The organism is Psychromonas sp. KJ10-2 (genome assembly GCF_047323255.1).
GTDB lineage: Bacteria > Pseudomonadota > Gammaproteobacteria > Enterobacterales > Psychromonadaceae > Psychromonas.
Window position 1 is genome coordinate 3,860,876 of the sequence record NZ_CP178827.1, and the last position, 19,577, is coordinate 3,880,452.

19 protein-coding genes and 2 pseudogenes are annotated in these 19,577 nt (G+C 39.5%); 8 read left to right on the top strand and 13 right to left on the bottom strand.

All coding sequences use genetic code 11. The annotated features are described in order from the left end of the window. Window positions 1–3 precede the first annotated feature (3 nt). The 8 genes from ACLKL2_RS19060 to ACLKL2_RS19095 form a co-directional block, all read right to left on the bottom strand. Window positions 4–1,263 (bottom strand): D-amino acid dehydrogenase, encoded by a 1,260-nt coding sequence (locus tag ACLKL2_RS19060; protein ID WP_413692824.1) that lies wholly within the window; start codon window positions 1,261–1,263, stop codon window positions 4–6. Window positions 1,264–1,573: 310 nt separating this feature from the next. Further along, on the bottom strand, window positions 1,574–2,143 hold the full coding sequence (locus tag ACLKL2_RS19065; RefSeq protein WP_413692825.1) for a septation protein A: 570 nt from the start codon (window positions 2,141–2,143) through the stop codon (window positions 1,574–1,576). A gap of 19 nt (window positions 2,144–2,162) precedes the next feature. After that, the gene (trpA, locus tag ACLKL2_RS19070; protein ID WP_413692826.1) at window positions 2,163–2,987 is read right to left on the bottom strand and encodes a tryptophan synthase subunit alpha; all 825 of its coding nucleotides are present in this window, start codon (window positions 2,985–2,987) and stop codon (window positions 2,163–2,165) included. Then, window positions 2,987–4,174: a tryptophan synthase subunit beta gene (trpB, locus tag ACLKL2_RS19075; protein ID WP_413692827.1), complete on the bottom strand. Its 1,188-nt coding sequence runs from the start codon at window positions 4,172–4,174 to the stop codon at window positions 2,987–2,989. The genes trpA and trpB overlap by 1 nt, the downstream gene beginning before the upstream one ends. A 49-nt stretch (window positions 4,175–4,223) precedes the next feature. Next, window positions 4,224–5,630, bottom strand: coding sequence for a bifunctional indole-3-glycerol-phosphate synthase TrpC/phosphoribosylanthranilate isomerase TrpF (gene trpCF / locus ACLKL2_RS19080; RefSeq protein ID WP_413692828.1), 1,407 nt, complete (start codon window positions 5,628–5,630; stop codon window positions 4,224–4,226). Continuing rightward, window positions 5,623–6,645 (bottom strand): anthranilate phosphoribosyltransferase, encoded by a 1,023-nt coding sequence (gene trpD, locus ACLKL2_RS19085; protein WP_413692829.1) that lies wholly within the window; start codon window positions 6,643–6,645, stop codon window positions 5,623–5,625. Before trpD ends, trpCF begins: the two co-directional genes overlap by 8 nt. Further along, on the bottom strand, window positions 6,646–7,257 hold the full coding sequence (locus ACLKL2_RS19090; protein ID WP_413692830.1) for an aminodeoxychorismate/anthranilate synthase component II: 612 nt from the start codon (window positions 7,255–7,257) through the stop codon (window positions 6,646–6,648). Window positions 7,258–7,260: 3 nt separating this feature from the next. Further along, window positions 7,261–8,868 (bottom strand): anthranilate synthase component 1, encoded by a 1,608-nt coding sequence (locus tag ACLKL2_RS19095; RefSeq protein ID WP_413692831.1) that lies wholly within the window; start codon window positions 8,866–8,868, stop codon window positions 7,261–7,263. A 336-nt stretch (window positions 8,869–9,204) separates the two neighbouring features. Here ACLKL2_RS19095 and rnm point away from each other — a divergent pair, with 336 nt between their 5' ends. From rnm to galU, 4 genes are all read left to right on the top strand, one after another. Next, window positions 9,205–10,062: an RNase RNM gene (gene rnm / locus ACLKL2_RS19100; protein ID WP_113820627.1), complete on the top strand. Its 858-nt coding sequence runs from the start codon at window positions 9,205–9,207 to the stop codon at window positions 10,060–10,062. 49 nt (window positions 10,063–10,111) lie between these two features. After that, window positions 10,112–10,732, top strand: a complete 621-nt coding sequence (locus tag ACLKL2_RS19105) for an L-threonylcarbamoyladenylate synthase (protein ID WP_113820628.1) — start codon at window positions 10,112–10,114, stop codon at window positions 10,730–10,732. A gap of 102 nt (window positions 10,733–10,834) precedes the next feature. Beyond that, window positions 10,835–11,707, top strand: coding sequence for a 23S rRNA pseudouridine(2605) synthase RluB (gene rluB / locus ACLKL2_RS19110; protein WP_113820629.1), 873 nt, complete (start codon window positions 10,835–10,837; stop codon window positions 11,705–11,707). A 90-nt stretch (window positions 11,708–11,797) separates the two neighbouring features. Continuing rightward, window positions 11,798–12,625 (top strand): UTP--glucose-1-phosphate uridylyltransferase GalU, encoded by an 828-nt coding sequence (gene galU, locus ACLKL2_RS19115; protein WP_413692832.1) that lies wholly within the window; start codon window positions 11,798–11,800, stop codon window positions 12,623–12,625. Window positions 12,626–12,719: 94 nt separating this feature from the next. On the opposite strand, the gene murQ is transcribed toward galU, so the two are convergent. Continuing rightward, the gene (murQ, locus tag ACLKL2_RS19120; RefSeq protein ID WP_413692833.1) at window positions 12,720–13,613 is read right to left on the bottom strand and encodes an N-acetylmuramic acid 6-phosphate etherase; all 894 of its coding nucleotides are present in this window, start codon (window positions 13,611–13,613) and stop codon (window positions 12,720–12,722) included. An 86-nt stretch (window positions 13,614–13,699) separates the two neighbouring features. On the opposite strand from murQ, the gene ACLKL2_RS19125 reads away from it, so the two are divergent. Together ACLKL2_RS19125 and ACLKL2_RS19130 are read left to right on the top strand one after the other, a co-directional pair. Further along, on the top strand, window positions 13,700–14,161 hold the full coding sequence (locus tag ACLKL2_RS19125; protein ID WP_413692834.1) for a CidA/LrgA family protein: 462 nt from the start codon (window positions 13,700–13,702) through the stop codon (window positions 14,159–14,161). A 64-nt stretch (window positions 14,162–14,225) separates the two neighbouring features. Continuing rightward, window positions 14,226–14,840, top strand: a complete 615-nt coding sequence (locus ACLKL2_RS19130; RefSeq protein ID WP_413692835.1) for an LrgB family protein — start codon at window positions 14,226–14,228, stop codon at window positions 14,838–14,840. A gap of 72 nt (window positions 14,841–14,912) precedes the next feature. On the opposite strand, the pseudogene purN reads toward ACLKL2_RS19130, so the two are convergent. Both purN and purM read right to left on the bottom strand, forming a co-directional pair. Then, window positions 14,913–15,564, bottom strand: a pseudogene (gene purN, locus ACLKL2_RS19135) (phosphoribosylglycinamide formyltransferase). A gap of 4 nt (window positions 15,565–15,568) precedes the next feature. Then, complete coding sequence (purM, locus tag ACLKL2_RS19140; protein ID WP_113820634.1) at window positions 15,569–16,609, bottom strand: phosphoribosylformylglycinamidine cyclo-ligase; 1,041 nt, start codon at window positions 16,607–16,609, stop codon at window positions 15,569–15,571. A gap of 274 nt (window positions 16,610–16,883) precedes the next feature. On the opposite strand from purM, the gene ACLKL2_RS19145 reads away from it, so the two are divergent. Beyond that, complete coding sequence (locus ACLKL2_RS19145; protein ID WP_413692836.1) at window positions 16,884–17,930, top strand: DUF2066 domain-containing protein; 1,047 nt, start codon at window positions 16,884–16,886, stop codon at window positions 17,928–17,930. Between the two features lie 8 nt (window positions 17,931–17,938). Then, window positions 17,939–18,667: a DnaA inactivator Hda gene (gene hda / locus ACLKL2_RS19150; protein ID WP_113820636.1), complete on the top strand. Its 729-nt coding sequence runs from the start codon at window positions 17,939–17,941 to the stop codon at window positions 18,665–18,667. A gap of 91 nt (window positions 18,668–18,758) precedes the next feature. On the opposite strand, the pseudogene arsC reads toward hda, so the two are convergent. Both arsC and ACLKL2_RS19160 read right to left on the bottom strand, forming a co-directional pair. Further along, window positions 18,759–19,091 (bottom strand): annotated as a pseudogene (gene arsC, locus ACLKL2_RS19155) (arsenate reductase (glutaredoxin)); the annotation flags it as partial. A gap of 40 nt (window positions 19,092–19,131) precedes the next feature. Then, window positions 19,132–19,572: a YcgN family cysteine cluster protein gene (locus ACLKL2_RS19160; RefSeq protein WP_413692837.1), complete on the bottom strand. Its 441-nt coding sequence runs from the start codon at window positions 19,570–19,572 to the stop codon at window positions 19,132–19,134. Window positions 19,573–19,577 lie beyond the last annotated feature (5 nt).

Consider the following 19,577-nt stretch of genomic DNA (forward strand, 5'->3'; position numbering starts at 1 on the left):
GTCCTATTTTGCGTAACGGTCAATTGATAAACCAGAGTCATCAATTTCCGGTTGTTTATCATTCATAATATCGCTAACAAATTTTGCTGAGCCTAAAGACATGGTCCAACCTAATGTACCGTGGCCAGTATTGAGAAATAAGTTATCGATCTTGGTTTTACCCAGAATAGGTGTGCCATCCGGTGTCATTGGTCGTAAACCAGTCCAGAATTCTGCTTTTGATAAGTCTGCTGCATGAGGGAATAAATCTGCTATAGAGAATTCGATATTCTTGCGACGCTTTTCTAATAAAGCTAAGTTGTAAGAGCTAATTTCGGCTGTACCACCCACTCGAATACGGTCACCTAAACGAGTGATCGCTACTTTATAGGTTTCATCCATTACTGTCGACTCAGGAGCAGCAGAATAATCTTCGATAGGCAAGGTTAGTGAGTAGCCTTTAATTGGGTAAACCGGTACTTTGATATCGATATTCGCTAGCATATGGGTAGAGTATGACCCTAACGCCATTAGGTATGAGTCTGCCGTTAGTTCGCCTTTATCTGTTGATACACTAACAATCTCACCACCTTGCTTGTTAAGTTTTTGAATGTTGGTGTCCATCATAAATTTCACACCCATTCTTTCACAATCTTTAGCAAGCTCAGTTACAAACTGGTGACAATCACCTGTTTCGTCATTAGGTAAATGCAGACCACCAACAATTTTATTAATGGTGTGTTTAAGTGCAGGTTCATAACCCAGACAATCATCAGCGCTTAATACCGTATGGTCAACTCCACACTCAGTAAGCACTTTGATATCTTTCTTAGCGCTTTGTACTTGGCTATCTGTACGGAATACTTGTAGAGTACCCTGTGTTCTGTGGTCGTATTGGATATTAATTTCACGACGAATATCACGTAAACAATCGCGGCTATATTCAGCTACGCGCATCATGCGTGCTTTATTGATTTGGTAATCAGCATTATTACAGTTGGCAACCATCTTGGTCATCCACAACATGGTTTCTGTATCAAGATCTTTAAAATTGATTTTTAAAGGCGCAAGTTCTTGCATTAACCATTTCATTGCTTTGATTGGAATACCTGGTGCAGCCCAAGGTGCAGAATACCCAGGTGAAATTTGACCCGCATTAGCAAAACTGGTTTCATTTGCTACGGTAGCTTGTCTATCAACCACTGTCACATCATGGCCAGATTTAGCTAAGTACCACGCACTTGTTACACCTATTACACCTGAACCTAAAATTAATACTTTCATCGCTATTCCAAAAATAATCATCCATTAGTAATCACATCATAATCGTTAATATCCATTATTAATGTTTGTATTTGCATTTCTTTCAGAATAAAACTCTGAAAAAAGCGCTTAATTTAGCGTTTTAATCTTAATAGGCTTATTTTTTTAATGGGTATTAGTTGTTCACGTTGAAATATGCATAATAATTGTTCTGTCACAGAATGATTGAATAGAATTTGATAGGAAGTGCAAGGTGGTGTTAATGAAAATCCAATACATTGCTGTATTGGATTTTATTGATATTGATGCGTTAGATTAGTGCTATTGAGGCTTATTCATTATCTGCATCTAATGGGTCTTTGCTTTTCTCTTCATCTTTAGGCAAGTACTTATAAATATAAACACCGCTTAATAGGGTAAACACAATCGTTGCGCCTAATAGCCCAAATACCTTGAAGTTAACCCAAACATCTTCTGCCATGTAAAAAGCCACATAGATATTGAGTAGGCCAAGTATTATAAAGAATACGGCCCAAGCGAGGTTTAATGTTGTCCAGACGTTTTCTGGTAGGGTGATCTCTTTACCTAACATCTGTTTGATGATCGGCTTTTTAAAGATATATTGGCTAGCGATCAGAGCAATGGCAAACAGCGCATAAACAGCTGTTACTTTCCACTTAATAAACAGGTCGTTATGTAATACTAAGGTCAAGGAACCAAAGACTAAGACCATTAAGAAAGTGATCAGATGCATTTTTTCTACTTTACCATGCTTAAAGTAGTTGTAAGCCAACAACAAACCCGTGGTAATAATTAACGAGCCAGTTGCTGCGTAGATATCCACCATTTTATAAACAATAAAAAAGATGATTAACGGTATAAATTCAAAAAATTGTTTCATGACACTCTCTTTATGTGGCTTATTTTAATGTTGCAGCTTTCATGGCGCTGATAAACTCAGCCATTTCCGATTGCATCTTATCAGGGTTACCGAGATTACGCTCAATCACTTTAACGACAGCAGAGCCAGAAATAGCACCGGCTGCACCTGATTTGATTGCATCAGCTACCTGCTCAGGTTGAGAAATACCAAACCCTAACAGTGATGGTGGGGCATTATGCTCGCCTAATGTTTCCAGCATATGTTCAACGGGCATACCTGCTTTTGCATCAGCGCCAGTGACACCGGCACGGCTTAATAGATAAGTGTAACCTTGACCATATTCAGCAACCTGTTTAAGTGTCGCTTTATCGCCATTAGGTGGTGCAATAAAGATTTGTTGTAAACCTACTTTGTCTGCTGCTGCACGGTAAGGTGCGCTTTCATGTAAAGGTACATCGGCAATCAGAATTGAATCAACACCTGCAGCTTTACACTCTTGGTAGAAAGACTCGATGCCATTGCGGTAAACAAGGTTAACATATAACAATAAACCGATCGGTGTATCAGGGTGTCTTGCACGAATCTCTTTGATGATTTCAAAGCAAACTTGCGGTGTTGTACCAGATTCTAGTGCGCGGATCGAAGCATCTTGAATCACCACTCCATCGGCAACTGGATCTGAAAATGGAATACCTAATTCAAGTGCATCTGCGCCTGCTTTCACTAGCGTATCAATAATATTTAAAGACTGTTCGCGGTCAGGGTCACCCACTGTTACAAATGGGACAAAGGCACCTTGGTTAGCTTTCTCTAGTTTGTCGAATAATTTAGCGTATCGCTGTGACTGAAGATTATCTGTCATTAGATCATGCCTCTCTTTTCAAATATGTCTGCCACGGTGAAGATATCTTTATCACCACGTCCTGATAGATTCACAATAATGACTTGTTCTCTATCATCTTGCTCAATAATTTTTAGTGCGTGTGCTAAGGCGTGTGATGATTCCAAAGCAGGGATAATGCCTTCCTGTTCTGCTAATGCTTTAAAGGCAAGTAACGCTTCATCATCGGTGGCATTTACATATTCTGCACGACCAATTTTTGCTAAGTGTGCATGTTGTGGGCCTACAGATGGGAAATCTAAGCCAGCAGAAATTGAGTAAGACTCTTGAATTTGACCATAGTCATCTTGCATCATCAATGATTTCATACCAAAGAAGATACCGTCTGTACCACAAGCAATAGGACAACCATGCTCGCCAGTTTCAATACCGTGACCACCTGGTTCAACGCCAATAAGTTGCACATTTTCATCTTCAATAAAATCAGAGAAAATACCAATGGCATTAGAGCCACCACCCACACAAGCGATCACTTTATCCGGTAAAATACCTTCTTTACGTAAACATTGTTTTTTCGCTTCTTCACCAATCACTTTTTGGTATTCACGAACAATGGTCGGGAAGGGGTGTGGTCCTGCTGCTGTACCTAACAGGTAATGTGCAGTTTCGTAGCTTCCAGCCCAATCACGTAGGGCTTCATTACAAGCATCTTTTAACGTTGAAGAGCCTGAGGTCACTGGAATGACTTCTGCTCCCATTAGGCGCATTCTAAACATGTTCGGTTTTTGACGTTCACAGTCTACCGCACCCATATAAACTCGGCATTTTAAACCAAGCAATGCACAAGCAAGTGCGGTTGCTACACCGTGTTGACCCGCACCTGTTTCTGCAATAATCTCAGTTTTACCCATACGTTTTGCTAACAGAGCTTGACCTAATACTTGGTTAGTTTTGTGTGCACCACCGTGTAATAGATCTTCACGTTTTAGGTATAACTTGGTTTTTTTACCCTTAGTTAAATTGCGACATAGCGTCAGTGGAGTAGGGCGACCAGCATATTCTGTGAGTAACTCTTTAAACTCTTCTTGAAATGATTCATCTTGCTGTGCTTTTAAAAATTCAGCTTCAAGTTGTTTTAATGCAGGGACTAATATTTGCGGCACATACATGCCACCAAAGTCACCAAAATAAGCGTTTAATGTTTCCATTTTTTTATTACCTTTTAATCGGTTTAATGTTGTTAAATACCAACATCATCTATCGCGTCATGTATCGACGAATTTCAGAGAAGCTACGGTTTAATTTTTCAGCGTCTTTTTTGCCAGGAGCAGATTCAACACCTGAGTTGAAATCTAACCCTGCACAGCCTATTAATGCAGCTTGTTGTGCGTTTTCTGGATTAAGACCACCGGCCAGAATAATGCTATTTTTATCGCAATCTTGTTGATCTAGTAGCGTCCAATCAAAGCGTTGTCCTGTGCCACCACTTTGCTCGCCAACACGTGTATCTAAGATATGCTTGCTCACGTTGTATTTTTCAAACTCAGGTAAGCTGTCGATAATGCCATGGGCTTTCCAGACCTCACAGTTTTTAGGTAAGACTGCTAGTAACTCTTTAATGTATTTAGGTGATTCATCACCATGCAATTGTACTGCACTAAGGCCTAAGCTTTTAGCTGTGTAAGCGACTAGTTCAACTTGCTCATTTTGGAATACACCGACATAAGCAAGTGGCGCGCCTAACATCACTAAACGTGCTTGTTCTAACTCCACAAAACGCGGTGATTTTTCGACAAAAATTAATCCGCCGTACACTGCACCTGCTTTATGGACATCAGCAGCATCACGGGCATGGGTTAACCCACACACTTTGTTTTCACCAAGGATCAGTTTGCGACAAGCAAGGTCAATATTAGCCTGAGACATAATTGAACTGCCAACCAAGAAACCATTGGCATAAGCGCTTAGCTCTTTTACCTGCTGGTGGTTGTAAATCCCCGATTCAGAAATGACGATACGATCCTGTGGGATCTTAGCTGCCAACTCTTTAGTACGATTTAGGTCAATGCTCAGATCACGTAAATCTCGATTGTTAATACCAATCACTTTAGCGCCTAGGGCAATAGCGCGTACTAACTCATGTTCATTACTGACTTCGGTCAATACACCCATATTTAAGCTGTGTGCAGTATCACGATAAGCTTGGTAAGCATCGTCATCTAAAACCGATAGCATTAACAGAATAGCATCGGCTTGAGAGTGACGTGCTAGGTAGATTTGGTAAGGATCAACGATAAAGTCTTTACAGATAATTGGCTGAGTCACTTGAGAGCGCACAGTATTAATGTATTCAAAGTCACCTTGGAAATACTTTTCATCGGTTAATACCGAAATCGCTGATGCATAGTTTTTGTAAGTGCTTGCAATTAAGTCTAAATCGAACTCTTCACGAATTAATCCCTTAGAAGGAGAGGCTTTTTTACACTCAAGAATAAACACACTGTCTTCTTGGTCCAGCGCTTGATAGAAGTAACGATCACTTTCTACTAATTGATCTTTGAAGCTAATCAAAGGTTGTTGTTGTTTACGTTGTTCAACCCAGATTAATTTGTCATCAACAATCTTGCCTAAAATTGTATCCTGTAAACTTTGGTCATTAAGCATTACTTTGCTCCGCAAGTTGTTTTAATAGTGTTAAAGGTTGGCCTGATTGCATGCTGCTAAGCGCCATTTCAGTGCCTTGTTTAAAGTTATCTGCTTTACCGTTTAATACTAATAATGCAGATACATTAATTGCCACAGCAGATTGCTGAGCAGCAGTGCCTTTACCTTGTAAAATTTGTTCTATAATTTGTTTATTTTCTTCTGGTGTACCACCGAAGATACTTTCCACAGGGTGCTGTTCAACACCAAAATCTTCTGGTGTTAATGTATATTCGATTATTTCACCATTGTGAAGCTCAGCTACTTGCGTTGAGCCGTGTAATGCCACCTCATCTAAGCCACTACCGTAAACCACCATCACACGTTTCATGCCTAATTGTTGGTGCACTTTGGCAATGGGCACTAATAACTCTGGTGCATACACACCCATTAATTCAAAGTCAGGACGTGCTGGGTTAATAAGTGGGCCTAGTACATTGAAGATAGAGCGGGTTTTTAATGCGCCACGTACTGGCGCTGCAAAACGCATTCCTGCATGGTAGCTAGGCGCAAAAATAAAGCAGACGTTTAAATCATCTAAACATTGACGTGCCGTTTCAGGTGACATATCTAAGTTCACCCCAAAAGCCGCTAATAAATCTGATGAACCAGACTTACTAGACACACTTCGGCTACCATGTTTACAAACCTTAACACCACAAGCCGCCGCTACAAATGCACTCGCCGTTGAAATATTGATAGTACCTAATCCATCGCCACCAGTACCAACAATATCGGTAAAGGGGTAATCAGGATGAGGAAATGCTTTTGCTTGTGCTAACAAGGCTCTAGCTGCACCAGTGATTTCAGCAGGTGTTTCACCTTTAATCTTAAGCGCAGTTAATACTGAAGAAAGTACAATCGGATCTATTTCGCCTAACACCACTTGTTCAAAAAAAGCTTGGCTTTGTGATTCAGAGAGAGTTTGACCTTGATATAACTGCTCTAAGGTCGGGTATACATCATATTTGCTCATTTAAACATTCTCCGCTTCAGTCAATAAATTAAGGCTGTTCTCTAACAGTTGTGCACCTTCACAGGTCAAAATAGATTCAGGGTGGAATTGAAAACCGATCACCTTATCTTGGGCGTGATAGATAGCCATACACATCTCGTTATAATCTGCCACCGTTTCTAGTGTGTCTGGCACAGTCGTGCCCACTAACGAGTGGTAACGTGCTACAGACAGAGGCAAGGATAAACCTGCAAACATTTTATCTGCACAGTGGTTAATTAATGATGATTTACCATGTTGGATTTCATCTGCTTGTCCTACTACACCACCATATTGTTCAATTAGCGCTTGGTGTCCTAGGCAAATTCCTAGGATAGGTACTTCACCTTTGCATAAACCGATAAGTTCAATCATACAACCCGCAGCACTAGGTGTACCTGGACCAGGCGATAATATTAATACCACTTCACCTTCACAGGCATCAATATGTGCTTTAATTTGCGCTGCGCTTTGGTTATTGCGGTAGATTTTCACTGGGTAACCCGATGATTTAAATTGGTCTACTAGGTTGTAAGTAAACGAGTCAAAGTTATCAAGAAAGAATAAGGTGGCTTTATTATTAGTAGAAGGCATGGTTTATTCTCCTTGCTTAGTGGCATTGGCTGTCACTGCTTTAAGTGTGGTGCCATGGGCAAGTGCCACTGCATTAAGTACTGCTGCAGCTTTACTGCGCGTTTCATCGGCTTCTAATTGTGGTACTGAGTCATAAACCACACCTGCGCCAGCTTGAGCATGAGCTACGCCACCTTTAACAAATGCAGATCGGATAACAATACAGCTATCCATGTCGCCATTACCGTTAATATAACCAACAGCACCGCCGTAACTACCACGTCGTTTTTTCTCTACTTTGCGTACTAGATTTGATGCACTGATTTTTGGTGCGCCAACTAAAGTGCCCATATTCATACAAGCTTGGTATGCGTGTAATGCGTCTAAATCTTCGCGTAATTTACCCACCACTCGTGATACTAAGTGCATTACATGACTGTAACGGTCAACTTGTAATAAGTCAGCAACATGGCGAGTACCTGGCTGGCTAATACGTGCCACGTCATTACGGGCTAAATCAACTAGCATCAAATGCTCAGATGTTTCTTTTTTATCAAGACGCAGCTCTAACTCTAAACGACCATCTAAATCTTTATTAATAGATCCATCTGCATTGAAACCACGACGACGTGTACCTGCAATTGGGTAAATCTCTACATCACCTGAGCTTTGTGTGTATTTGATGGCACTTTCCAGGGATGCACCAAATAATACAAAGTCACTGTCTTTTAAGTAGAACATATAGGGACTTGGGTTAGTTTCTTTTAGTTTTTGATAAGCTGAAATTGGATCAGGACACGGTAATGAAAAACTACGAGAAGGAACCACTTGGAAGATATCACCTTTAACAATATTGGTTTTTAACTCTTCAACAATATCACAGTACTCTTCATCACTGATATCGACTTTAACAGTCGCATCAATACTGACTTGTTGATTTACAGGTGCAATAAAGTCTGTACAGAAGCCTTGTAATTGTTCGATACGCTGTGCAATGCGTGCTTCACTTTCATCTGAATATAAACCTCCAAATACACTGCCTAGCACTTCACCTTGTTGAGTTTGATGATCATGTAACATTAATGTCTCTGCCACATAGAACAAGTAATCAGGTGTCGTGTTCTCTCCATCAGGCACTGCTAATAATTGTTCAAAGGTTGCGATAAAGTCATAGGCAAATACACCGCCTAGGAATAACGCTTCTGGATGAGTTGAGGCCTTTTTAATTCGCTCTACGATACAACGAATAGCGTCCATTGGAGATGCTGATTTTAAACGTTGATCTTCATCGCCGCTAGTATCTGATTGTGGAAAGGTAAGTTGTAACTGGCTTGGGCGTTGTGCTGTGATTAGTTGCGTGGAAAACTTGGGAGTGATGAAAGTAAGTAGATCTTTACCATTATCAGTTAACGCATCCAAGGTAACCGTTAAGCCTTGGCAAGTAATCTTCAAACAAGCATCAACTAAAATTAAGCTTTTTAAGTGTGCTTTACTTTCAATCTCTGCAGAGTCAAAAAGTAGATGATGATGGCTGTTTGCGCTGATTTTTTGAAAGAGTCCCAATGAATCTTGGATGTAGTGACAAGGTGCTTCGATCGTTTTTAATGTGCCGATTGGGTGGTGCGTGTTCATATTTAAGTCCTTAAAAATTAGTGATTGCAAATAGAGTGTTTAGCTGATTTTTATTTGCCATCGCCAATTAAGGGCGCTGTTTAAAATGATCATGATTTACCTGTTTTACTTTTGTGTGTTCCAAATATGAAAAAAGCCCGCAATATGCGAGCTTCTAAATAGGTTTTTCTGGGAAATTAAATATACAAAAACCTCATTGCTCGCTTATGAGAATGAGTGCCACCAAGAATCTTTAAGAGTAATTGTATTAAAAATCATATATTATGCGTCCCGTATTAATTAGGAGTTATTTTTTTGCATTCTGCTTCTAATGTCAAGGTTATTTTTAGGATATTCATGTTAATTGATCTTCACTCGCATACTAAAGCTTCAGATGGACAACTTACCCCTAGCGAATTAGTGCAACGTGCTGAAAACAGACAAGTTCATTTTTTAGCCATTACCGATCATGACACCATTGATGGGTTAGCTGAAGCGTCACAATATATTCAAGATCATCAGTTAAAATTACAGTTGATTAATGGTATCGAAGTCACCAGTAATTGGCTTAATCATGAGATTCATGTGGTGGGGTTAAATATTGACCCAACACATCCCGCGTTATTGGCATTGATTGAAGTACAAAAAGAGAAGCGTGAGCAGCGTGCCATTGAAATGGGACGACGTTTAGCCAAAGCAAATATCGACAACGTTTATGAAGGCGCAAAAGCGTTAGCTGGCGATGGCGCAATTACTCGAGCGCATTTTGCACGTTATCTTGTTGATATTGGCGTTGCACCGACTTTTCCTAAAGTATTCGATAAATACTTAAGTCGTGGTAATACAGGTTATGTGCCTCACGATTGGGTCGATTTAGCAGATGCGATAGCGGCGATTCATGCTGCTGGTGGACAAGCGGTATTAGCACATCCAGATGCTTACCGATTATCCAATAAATGGTTAAGAAAATTATTTGTTGCTTTTAAAGCCGCTGGTGGTGATGCCATGGAAGTGGCCATTGGACAACAATCGCCACAAATGCGTTTACAATTAGGCATGTGGAGTCAAGAGTATGACTTATTAGCCTCTCAAGGCAGTGATTTCCACTTTGTTGGTCGTTGGCGTGATTTAGGAAAAAGTCTATTTTTACCTGAAATTTGTCAGCCAATTTGGCATAATTGGGATCTTAATCATAGTGCAGAGATTAGCGCTTAATCGCGCTAGTTATACTTATAATGATATTGATAAAAGGCTATAGAACAATATGAGTCAGTTTTTTTATGTGCACCCAGAAAACCCACAAAAACGACTAATGAAGCAAGCGGCTGAAATAGTTAACAAAGGTGGTGTGATCATTTTTCCAACCGATTCCGGTTATGCATTAGGTTGTGCACTTGATGATAAACGCGCGTTAGAGCGCATGTGCCAAATCAGAAAAATAGATAAAAAGCATAACTTCACTTTAGTGTGTAAAGATTTAGCTGAAATTGCAGTGTATGCCCGTGTTGATAATAGTGCGTATCGTATGCTGAAAAACAATACACCAGGTGCGTATACCTTTATTTTTAAATCCACTAAAGATTTACCAAAACGTTTAATGAACCCAAGTAAACGTACTATTGGTATACGTATTCCAGATAACGTCATCGCGTTATCTTTGTTAGAAGAGTTAGAAACACCACTAATGACCACGAGTTTGATTCTACCAGGCAACACAAGTACTGAGTTTGACCCAGAAGATATTCGTGATCAATTAGAGCATCAAGTTGATTTGATCATTAACGGTGGTTATTTAGGTGAATCACCAACCACTGTGATTGATTTATCTGAAGATGATGTGGTGATAGTAAGAGAAGGCACGGGCGATTTAAGTCCGTTCCAGTAACAATTAATTTAAACAAAACAGAAACAATCTTGTCTCTCTATTCAGTTTTGCTAAATAGTGAAAGACAGTTGGCATAATGTGAATTACCCAAAGGAAAGTAACATGAGCGAAAAATTACAAAAAGTATTAGCACGTGCGGGATTAGGTTCTCGTCGTAAAATGGAAACAGTGATATCTGAAGGGCGTGTAAGCCTAGACGGTAAAATTGTTGAGTTAGGTGAGCGTGTTACACAGGAGCAAGTGATCCGTGTAGATGGACACGTTGTTAAATACCAAGCGGCAGAAAGTGTTGTTTGTCGTATTTTAGCGTACAACAAACCAGAAGGTGAAGTGTGTACACGTAGCGATGAAGAAGGCCGTAAAACGGTATTTGATCGTTTACCTCAGTTAAAAGGTGCTCGTTGGATCTCTATTGGTCGTTTAGATATTAATACCTCTGGTCTGTTGTTATTTACAACTGACGGTGAATTCGCTAATAAAATGATGCACCCAAGCCAACAGGTTGAACGTGAATACGCAGTACGTGTATTTGGTGATGTGACGGAAGCTATTTTGAATCGTTTACGCACCGGCGTACAACTTGAAGATGGCGAAGCTAAGTTCTTAGATATTAAAGAGCACGGTGGTGAAGGTATTAACCGTTGGTTCCACGTAGTATTAACGGAAGGTCGTACGCGTGAAGTACGTCGTTTATGGGAAAGCCAAGGCCTTCAAGTGAGCCGTTTGATGCGTGTTCGTTACGGCAACATTATTTTAAATAATCAACTACCACAGGGCGGTTGGCAAGAACTGACGCTTAAAGAAGTTAACTATTTACGTAAAATGGTTGATATGCCGCGTGAGACAGAAACCAAAGTGCGTGTTGATACTAACAAAGTATCTAACCCACAGGCTCGAATTCGTCGTGCAGTTAAAAAACATAATCAACATCGTAAAGCTGGCGAAAGACGCCGTGTAACTCGTACAAGAAGTTAAAAAACAATAGATTATGATTAGGTGTTTTATTTTTAAAACAATGATAAAGTAGATCTATGTCAAATAAATGTATTAACTAGGTGAGGGATTATGATTAAAAAATGTTTATTTCCAGCTGCTGGATACGGAACGCGTTTTCTACCTGCTACTAAATCTATGCCAAAAGAGATGATGCCATTGGTTAACAAACCGTTAATCGAATTTGGTGTTGATGAGGCACTTGAAGCGGGCATGACAGGTATGGGGATTGTAGTTGGTCGTGGTAAGCATTCAATTGCCGATCATTTTGATCATAATTACGAGTTAGAAAATGAAATTAGCGGCACACCAAAAGAAGAGAAGTTAAAAGATATCCGCAAGATTATGGATAATGCGCGTTTCTCTTTTATCCGCCAACGTCAAATGAAAGGCTTAGGTCACGCTATCTTAATCGGTCAAGAGCTGATTGGCGACCAACCTTTTGCTGTTGTTTTAGCGGATGACTTATGTATTAACCCTGAAGGTGATGGTGTACTGAAACAGATGGCTGCCTTATACGAGCAGTTCCGTTGTTCAATTGTTGCTGTACAAGAAGTACCAAAAGAAGAGATTTATAAATACGGCGTTATTAAAGGGTCAATGATCCGTGATGATATTTATCGTGTTGATGATATGGTTGAAAAACCAGCTCCAGGTACTGAGCCTAGTAACCTAGCGGTTATTGGTCGTTATATCTTAACACCTGATATCTTTGATATTATTAAAGACACTAAACCAGGTAAAGGTGGCGAAATCCAAATTACCGATGCGTTATTAGAGCAAGCTAAACGTGGTTGTGTATTAGCCTACAAATTTAAAGGTAAACGTTTTGACTGTGGTAGTGTCCCTGGCTACATCGAAGCGACAAACTACGTTTACGACAACCTTTACGAAGAGTAGTCTTTAGCTAATTTTAGTGATTAACTTTTACTAATGCCGTTCACTGTGTGAGCGGCATTTTTTTATGCATTGTTAAATGATTATACCGATCAGACTAAATACATTGACGAATAAAACCTTGGTGTTGTTGTAAGCTGTTTTTAGCTTGTTGTGCATCAACCCCAGTTAAGACCATAACAATCGCTGTTTTACAGTGATTACCTGATTCTTGTAAGGCTACTTCAGCGGTTTCCCTGCTACAGTCGGTGGCTTCCATAATGATCTTTTTTTGTCGTTCGATAAGCTTGGCATTGGTTGCTTGTACATCTACCATCAGGTTACCAAAGACTTTACCACTTTTGATCATAGCGCCAGTACTTAACATATTTAGCACCATTTTCTGGGCGGTGCCGGCTTTTAACCTTGATGAGCCAGTGACTACTTCTGGACCCACTATGACTGCTAGTGGAACATCTGCAATGTCAGCCATTTTACTGTTGTCATTACAGGTTAAACTGATCACTTTACAACCGAGTTGTTGTGCATACTGCATGGCACCAATCACGTAGGGCGTTCGTCCGCTTGCAGCGATACCGACCAATATATCCTGGGCTGTTAACTGAATATCTATTAAGTCTTGTTGGCCTGCTTGTTGATTATCTTCCGCATTCTCAACTGCTTTTAAAATAGCTTGTTGTCCACCAGCAATTAAACCAATAACTTGTTCTGCTGGACTGCCAAAAGTGGGTGGGCATTCACTGGCATCTAATATACCGAGACGCCCAGAGGTACCTGCACCACAATAGATTAAACGTCCACTCTTGCTAAAAGCGTTATGAATAAGATCAACTGCTTGTGCAATCTTAGGCAAGATAGCTTCAACGGCGAGTGCGACTTTTTTATCTTCGTTATTGATGATGTTTAACATGGCTTCTGTAGACACAATATCAATATCAGTACTCGCTTGATTGCGGCTTTCGGTGATGAAATTTTGTAATTGTATAGTCATATTAGTTACTTATTGATAATTGTTTTGAACACTGAGGATGTAACTTGATATAGTAACAGCTCATTTAATCTAGTTGAATTGATATCATGAAAGAGTCTTTACCACCACAAGAGCCACAGCCTCAATCGTCATCGCATCAAACTAAGCTTGAGATGCCTATTACACCTAGACAGAAGTTCGCATTGTTCGTTAAAAACAGTTTGCAGCTGGTTTTTGGTTTATTGATTATTTTTTTGTTTCTAGCCATTGCTAAGTTGATTGTGAGTTACTTTGAAAGCACATTTCCTGCTTCTATTTTAGGTATGTTAATGCTGTTTGTTGCTTTATCCCTAGGGGTTATCAAGCTTAGTTGGATAGAGTTTACGGGTAACTTAGTGTTAAAGTATTTGGCGCTTCTGTTTATTCCAGTAGGTGTGGGGTTAATTAACTATTTTGAGTTGATTGCATCCCATTGGTTAGTGATTGTCTTTTCATTGTTTTTCACCACCTTACTGACCTTATTTATGGTTGGGCATTGTTATCAATGGCTGATTAAGGAGAAGCAATAATGTTTATTTATATTGCCACGCCACTGACATTGCTGTTTTTTTCTTAGCTAAAAAATTATACAGCATGGCGCCTAATCCATTATTTAATCCAGTATTAGTAACTATCTTCAGCTTAATTGCAATCTTGTTGTTATTCGCTATCCCTTATCAAGATTATCAGCAGGGCACGGGAGTGATCACTGCTTTATTAGAGCCTGCGATTGTTGCCTTAGCTGTACCATTGTATTTGCAGTTAAAGGTTATTAAAGCACGCCTTAAATACATTTTATTAAGTTGTTTACTATCGGTATTCGTTGCCTTCTTTTGTGCTTTTTATGTGATGCCTTTGCTCGGTGCCGATGCGCTGACTGCCTCTTCTTTTGCTGGGCAATCCGTGACCACGCCAATTGCCATGGAGATAAGTAAAAATTTACAAGGAATTGTATCGTTAACAGCTGCCATGGTTATTTTTGCTGGGATTATTGGGGCTAGTATTGGTTTGCCTTTTTTACGCTTAACTAAAGTGAAAGACCCACAAGCAGTAGGTGTCGCCATCGGCTGTGCATCACATGCATTGGGCACGGCAAAAGTGTTAGAAGAGAATGAAGAATCTGGCGCATTTTCATCGATCGCTTTGATACTGTGCGCCATTTTATCGGCCTTGATTATGCCTGTGCTGTACCAGTGGTTAATTTTGTAATTGCTATTAAATGAGTAGATGAAAAAACCGAAGCAAGCTTCGGTTTTTTATTATGCAAAATAGATGTTCAGGTTAATCAGCAGCGTAACCAAACTCAGTGAGTTGTTTACCATCTAAAAAGGCATGTTGCCCTTGCATGGTTAAACGCTCACTAATAAACCAAGATGCAGCTAGTGCGTAGATTTGGTGTTCCTGTGTTAACACACGTTCCGCCAAGTCCTGTGCGGCATCTTCAGCGAAGATAGGCACTTTAGCTTGCAGTATAGTTGGTCCACTGTCTAACTCTGGTGTCACAAAATGTACTGTGGCGCCATGCTCTTTATCACCTGCATCTATTGCTCGCTGATGTGTATTTACACCGGTATTTTGGTAATAAAGATGGGTGAATGTTAAGCATTTTACCTTGGTACTTATTAACAAAGTCCGGTGTTAAAATGCGCATAAACCCAGCTAACAAAATAAGATCAGGTTGCAATTTATCAAGTTCAGCGGCTAATAAAGCATCATACTCTTCACGTGAAGCAATGCCTTTACTCTCTACTAAAATAGCAGGAATATTAGCATCAGTTGCACGTTGTAAACCGTAGGCATCTGCTTTATTGCTGATCACAGCAACCACTTCAACTTGTTGTTCATTTATCTGTTGTTGGTGTAATTTATCCATTAGTGCTTGTAAATTACTGCCACTACCAGAGATAAGTACAACGACTTTTTTAATGCTCATCTGATTATTTAATCTCTACTTGAGATTCACCTTCAGCAGCATCTTCGATGTGACCTAATACCCAAGCGTTTTCACCCTGTGCATTTAAGATCTCAACAGCTTTCTCTTTTTCTGCTGCAGGTACAACAATCATTAAGCCAACACCACAGTTAAAGGTACGGTACATCTCTTCTGTTTCAACATTACCATTTTCTTGTAACCAGTCGAAAATAGCAGGCCATTCCCAGCTTTTTCCATCAACAACCGCTTTGCTACCTGCTGGTAATACACGAGGAATATTTTCCCAGAAACCACCGCCAGTAATATGAGAAATAGCATGAACAGGGCAGTTCTTGATTAATTCTAATGTTGATTTAACGTAGATTTTTGTTGGTGTTAATAATGTTTCACCTAACGTTGAATCACCAAATGGTGCATTTGTATCAGCTTGAGATACTTCTAAAATCTTACGTACTAAAGAGTAACCATTTGAGTGTGGGCCACTTGAAGCAACAGCGATTAATGCATCACCAGCGGCTACTTTAGTACCGTCAATTACTTCAGATTTCTCAACAACACCAACACAGAAACCAGCGATATCGTAATCATCACCTTCGTACATGCCTGGCATTTCAGCAGTTTCACCACCGATTAATGAACAGTTAGATAATAGACAACCTTCACCGATACCCGTTACTACGTCAGCAGCAACATCAACATCTAGCTTACCTGTTGCGTAGTAGTCTAAGAAGAATAGTGGTTCAGCACCTTGTACGATTAAGTCGTTTACACACATAGCAACCAAATCGATACCTACTGTATCGTGTTTTTTAAGGTCGATAGCTAGACGTAACTTAGTACCAACACCATCAGTACCAGCAACTAATAGCGGCTCTTTGTAACCCGTTGGTAGTTGACATAATGCGCCAAAACCACCTAGTCCACCCATTACTTCTGGACGTTTAGTGCTTTTAGCTACACCTTTAATACGTTCAACTAATGCTGTTCCCGCGTCAATATCAACACCAGCGTCTTTGTAGCTTAAAGAGGTTTTTTGGTTGCTCACTTGGTTTCCCCACAGATAGAAGTTAAAAGCGAATATCGCTTTAAAAGTTTAGAAGGTAAAAAATTGCGCGTATTTTAACATCTATATGACAGGGGTCGAATTATTTCTGAAAAGAATTGTCCGTTTTATCTAAACTTTTTTGATTTAATCTCGTAACTCATTAAAAAGCAGGTTAAATAGTCAAACGTTTATATATTTAATGCATGATACTTGCATTAGTAGAAGATCTGCTTATGATCTCTTTATATTAAAAATTGTATGGTTGTATAAGTAAATGAAAAATAATGTGTTGATTACTTTTTTGTTAGTGGTGAGTGTGTTGTTTTCAGCACACAGTATTGCGTTACCACAAATCAGTGCTTATCAAGGCTTAGTTGTTGCTGAAGGCAACAGTGAGGAGCAATTACGAGAACAGGCTTTACAACAAGTCTTAGTCAAAGTATCCGGTAACAAAAGTGTGACTAATCTAGATGGCACTAAATTACTAGCAAAAGACATTTCTTCAATCCTTTCACAGTTTGGTTATCAAAATATTGAAGGTGAGCGTTACTACTCGGCTTTATTCGATAAACAACGCATTAATCAAGCTTTGATCTCAATGCAACAGCCTATCTGGGGAGAAACTCGTCCTAACCCTCTAATTTGGTTAGTGAATGAAAATAGACAACTGACTTCCGATAATATGGTTAATAGTCATCAAGATAACTCGTTAACCATTGGCTTAGAACAAGCTCAACTTGATCGTGGTATTACAGCCAGTTTTCCTTTGATTGACCTTGACGATTCTTTAGCGGTGTCTGTATCAGATGTAAGCGGACGCTTTTATCAAACCGTGGCAGAGGCGTCTACTCGATATGATGCGGAATACTTTGTATTAGCTAATTTAAACCGCGCAGGTGGTCAGTGGCAATTGAAGTGGGAACTCGTTAAATATAATGCGCAGAATAAACAAAGCCAAGTCGTGATCAAACAAACCAGTAAGGGTGAAAAATCCGATGTAACCGCGGAAATGATGGGAGATATTGCTGACTATTATGCACAACAGTTTGCCATTTTAGAAAATAACGGCGCACGTTCTACACAAGCGGTTAATATTAACAATGTAGACTCTCTCGCTGAATTAATGACTTTAAGTAATATATTAAATAACTTAAATGCTGTTGAGAGCTTTGAAATAGTCAGTTTAAGTGATACAAAAGCAGAACTCTTAGTGACATTAAGGGGCAGTGTTACGAGTTTGGAAAATGCGTTGAATGCACAACCTAAATTACAACGAGATTTAATGACCAGTGCTCCTTTTTATTATATTTGGCGACAGTAGAGTATTTAATGCCTCAAGATGAATTAAGATTTCAATACCCTTTATTGGCGTTAAAGTTTCCTGACGATGAAACCTTTGCAAGTTTTTATCCAGGCCAAAATGCAGAACTATTAACCTTACTTAAAAATAATGTAGTTGGGATAGGGGAACCTATCTTATATATGTGGGGTGAATCGGGAAGTGGTCGCTCACACCTATTACATGCCTTGTGTTCAGAAGTAGATGAAATAGGCGAAACCGTTGCTTACATCCCTCTACACCATCATCGTAGTATGACCCTAGATATTTTTGAAAATATGGAAAATATTACCCTAGTGTGCATAGATAACGTTGATGCTATTGCGGGTAATAAACTGTGGGAAAAAGCACTGTTTGATTTTTATAATCGTTGGTTAGATAACAAAGATAATCGTGCACCTGGTGCTAACTTAGTGATCTCTGCCAGTGATTTACCTAAGCAGATTGGTATTGAATTAGTGGACTTAGTGTCACGGCTAGAGTGGGGTGCTTGTCACCATTTGCAGCCATTAAATGATGAAGAGAAATTAGGGGCGCTGCAGCTACGTGCTCAATTAAAAGGGATGCGATTACCCATTGATGTGGGACGCTTTTTATTAAATCGTTTATCACGTGAAATGTGTATGCTATTAAATACATTAGACCAATTAGATAATGCTTCTTTGGAAGCTAAGCGTAAGCTAACCATCCCTTTTGTCAAAGAGGTGTTACGTTTATAGAGGGGTTATAGAAAGACGCTCGCCGTTAACTGAACAATTAAATACCGATGATATTAGCTTCTATCATCGGTATTTTTTATCTAATAGTTAATTATAAAATAGTTAAGACTGATTCAGGTGGACGACCAATGGCTGCTTTGCCATTAGCAACTACAATTGGGCGCTCAATTAATTTTGGGTTAGCCTGCATCGCTGCAATTAGTGCTGCTTCATCTTGCTCGGATGCTAAGTTTAACTCTTTATATAAGGTTTCTTTAGTACGCATTAATTGACGTGCTGAATCAAATCCTAACTGCTTAATTAGCTGTGCAATTGTCTCCACTGAAGGTGGTGTTGTTAAGTATTTAATTATCTCTACTTGGTGTTGTTCATTATCTACTAACGCTAATGTTTCACGGCTTTTAGAGCAACGTGGATTGTGGTAAAAGTAATATCTGTCATATCATCCTCTGTCTTGTATTCGATTATTCTGCTGGCCAAATCGCAATATGATCTTCTAGGTTATCGGGGTGAACCTGTGTTTCTGAGACTATTTTGCCACGTACTGAATGGCCACCTTTATGCATTGCAGATTGACTGCCTGTTAATAGTGGATGCCATTCTGGTAAAGGTTTATCTTCGATTAATAATTTATAAGCACAACTGGCTGGTAGCCAATGAAATTGTTCAATATCGTCTAAGGATACTTTCACGCATTCAGGCACAATTTTTAAACGTTTCTCATATTTTTTACAGCGGCATGTTTTGGTGTGTAAAAGATGACAAGCTACATTGGTAAAATGTAAGTCCTCTGTCTCATCATCAATTATCTTATTAAGACAACATTTACCACAACCATCACATAGCGATTCCCACTCCGATTGTGACATTTGTGCCAGTGTCTTGGTTTCCCAAAATTTGTCCATTTACT

What these genes read in the sequence shown, in the direction of transcription:
- ACLKL2_RS19090 (WP_413692830.1), bottom strand. Translation starts at nt 7,257, where the DNA reads ATGCCTTCTACTAATAATAAAGCCACCTTATTCTTTCTTGATAACTTT.
- ACLKL2_RS19145 (WP_413692836.1), top strand. Translation starts at nt 16,884, where the DNA reads ATGAAAAATAATGTGTTGATTACTTTTTTGTTAGTGGTGAGTGTGTTG.
- ACLKL2_RS19125 (WP_413692834.1), top strand. Translation starts at nt 13,700, where the DNA reads ATGAAAGAGTCTTTACCACCACAAGAGCCACAGCCTCAATCGTCATCG.
- ACLKL2_RS19065 (WP_413692825.1), bottom strand. Translation starts at nt 2,143, where the DNA reads ATGAAACAATTTTTTGAATTTATACCGTTAATCATCTTTTTTATTGTT.
- trpB (WP_413692827.1), bottom strand. Translation starts at nt 4,174, where the DNA reads ATGGAAACATTAAACGCTTATTTTGGTGACTTTGGTGGCATGTATGTG.
- ACLKL2_RS19130 (WP_413692835.1), top strand. Translation starts at nt 14,226, where the DNA reads ATGGCGCCTAATCCATTATTTAATCCAGTATTAGTAACTATCTTCAGC.
- hda (WP_113820636.1), top strand. Translation starts at nt 17,939, where the DNA reads ATGCCTCAAGATGAATTAAGATTTCAATACCCTTTATTGGCGTTAAAG.
- galU (WP_413692832.1), top strand. Translation starts at nt 11,798, where the DNA reads ATGATTAAAAAATGTTTATTTCCAGCTGCTGGATACGGAACGCGTTTT.
- ACLKL2_RS19160 (WP_413692837.1), bottom strand. Translation starts at nt 19,572, where the DNA reads ATGGACAAATTTTGGGAAACCAAGACACTGGCACAAATGTCACAATCG.
- trpD (WP_413692829.1), bottom strand. Translation starts at nt 6,645, where the DNA reads ATGAGCAAATATGATGTATACCCGACCTTAGAGCAGTTATATCAAGGT.
- ACLKL2_RS19105 (WP_113820628.1), top strand. Translation starts at nt 10,112, where the DNA reads ATGAGTCAGTTTTTTTATGTGCACCCAGAAAACCCACAAAAACGACTA.
- rnm (WP_113820627.1), top strand. Translation starts at nt 9,205, where the DNA reads ATGTTAATTGATCTTCACTCGCATACTAAAGCTTCAGATGGACAACTT.
- rluB (WP_113820629.1), top strand. Translation starts at nt 10,835, where the DNA reads ATGAGCGAAAAATTACAAAAAGTATTAGCACGTGCGGGATTAGGTTCT.
- murQ (WP_413692833.1), bottom strand. Translation starts at nt 13,613, where the DNA reads ATGACTATACAATTACAAAATTTCATCACCGAAAGCCGCAATCAAGCG.
- trpA (WP_413692826.1), bottom strand. Translation starts at nt 2,987, where the DNA reads ATGACAGATAATCTTCAGTCACAGCGATACGCTAAATTATTCGACAAA.
- ACLKL2_RS19095 (WP_413692831.1), bottom strand. Translation starts at nt 8,868, where the DNA reads ATGAACACGCACCACCCAATCGGCACATTAAAAACGATCGAAGCACCT.
- trpCF (WP_413692828.1), bottom strand. Translation starts at nt 5,630, where the DNA reads ATGCTTAATGACCAAAGTTTACAGGATACAATTTTAGGCAAGATTGTT.
- ACLKL2_RS19060 (WP_413692824.1), bottom strand. Translation starts at nt 1,263, where the DNA reads ATGAAAGTATTAATTTTAGGTTCAGGTGTAATAGGTGTAACAAGTGCG.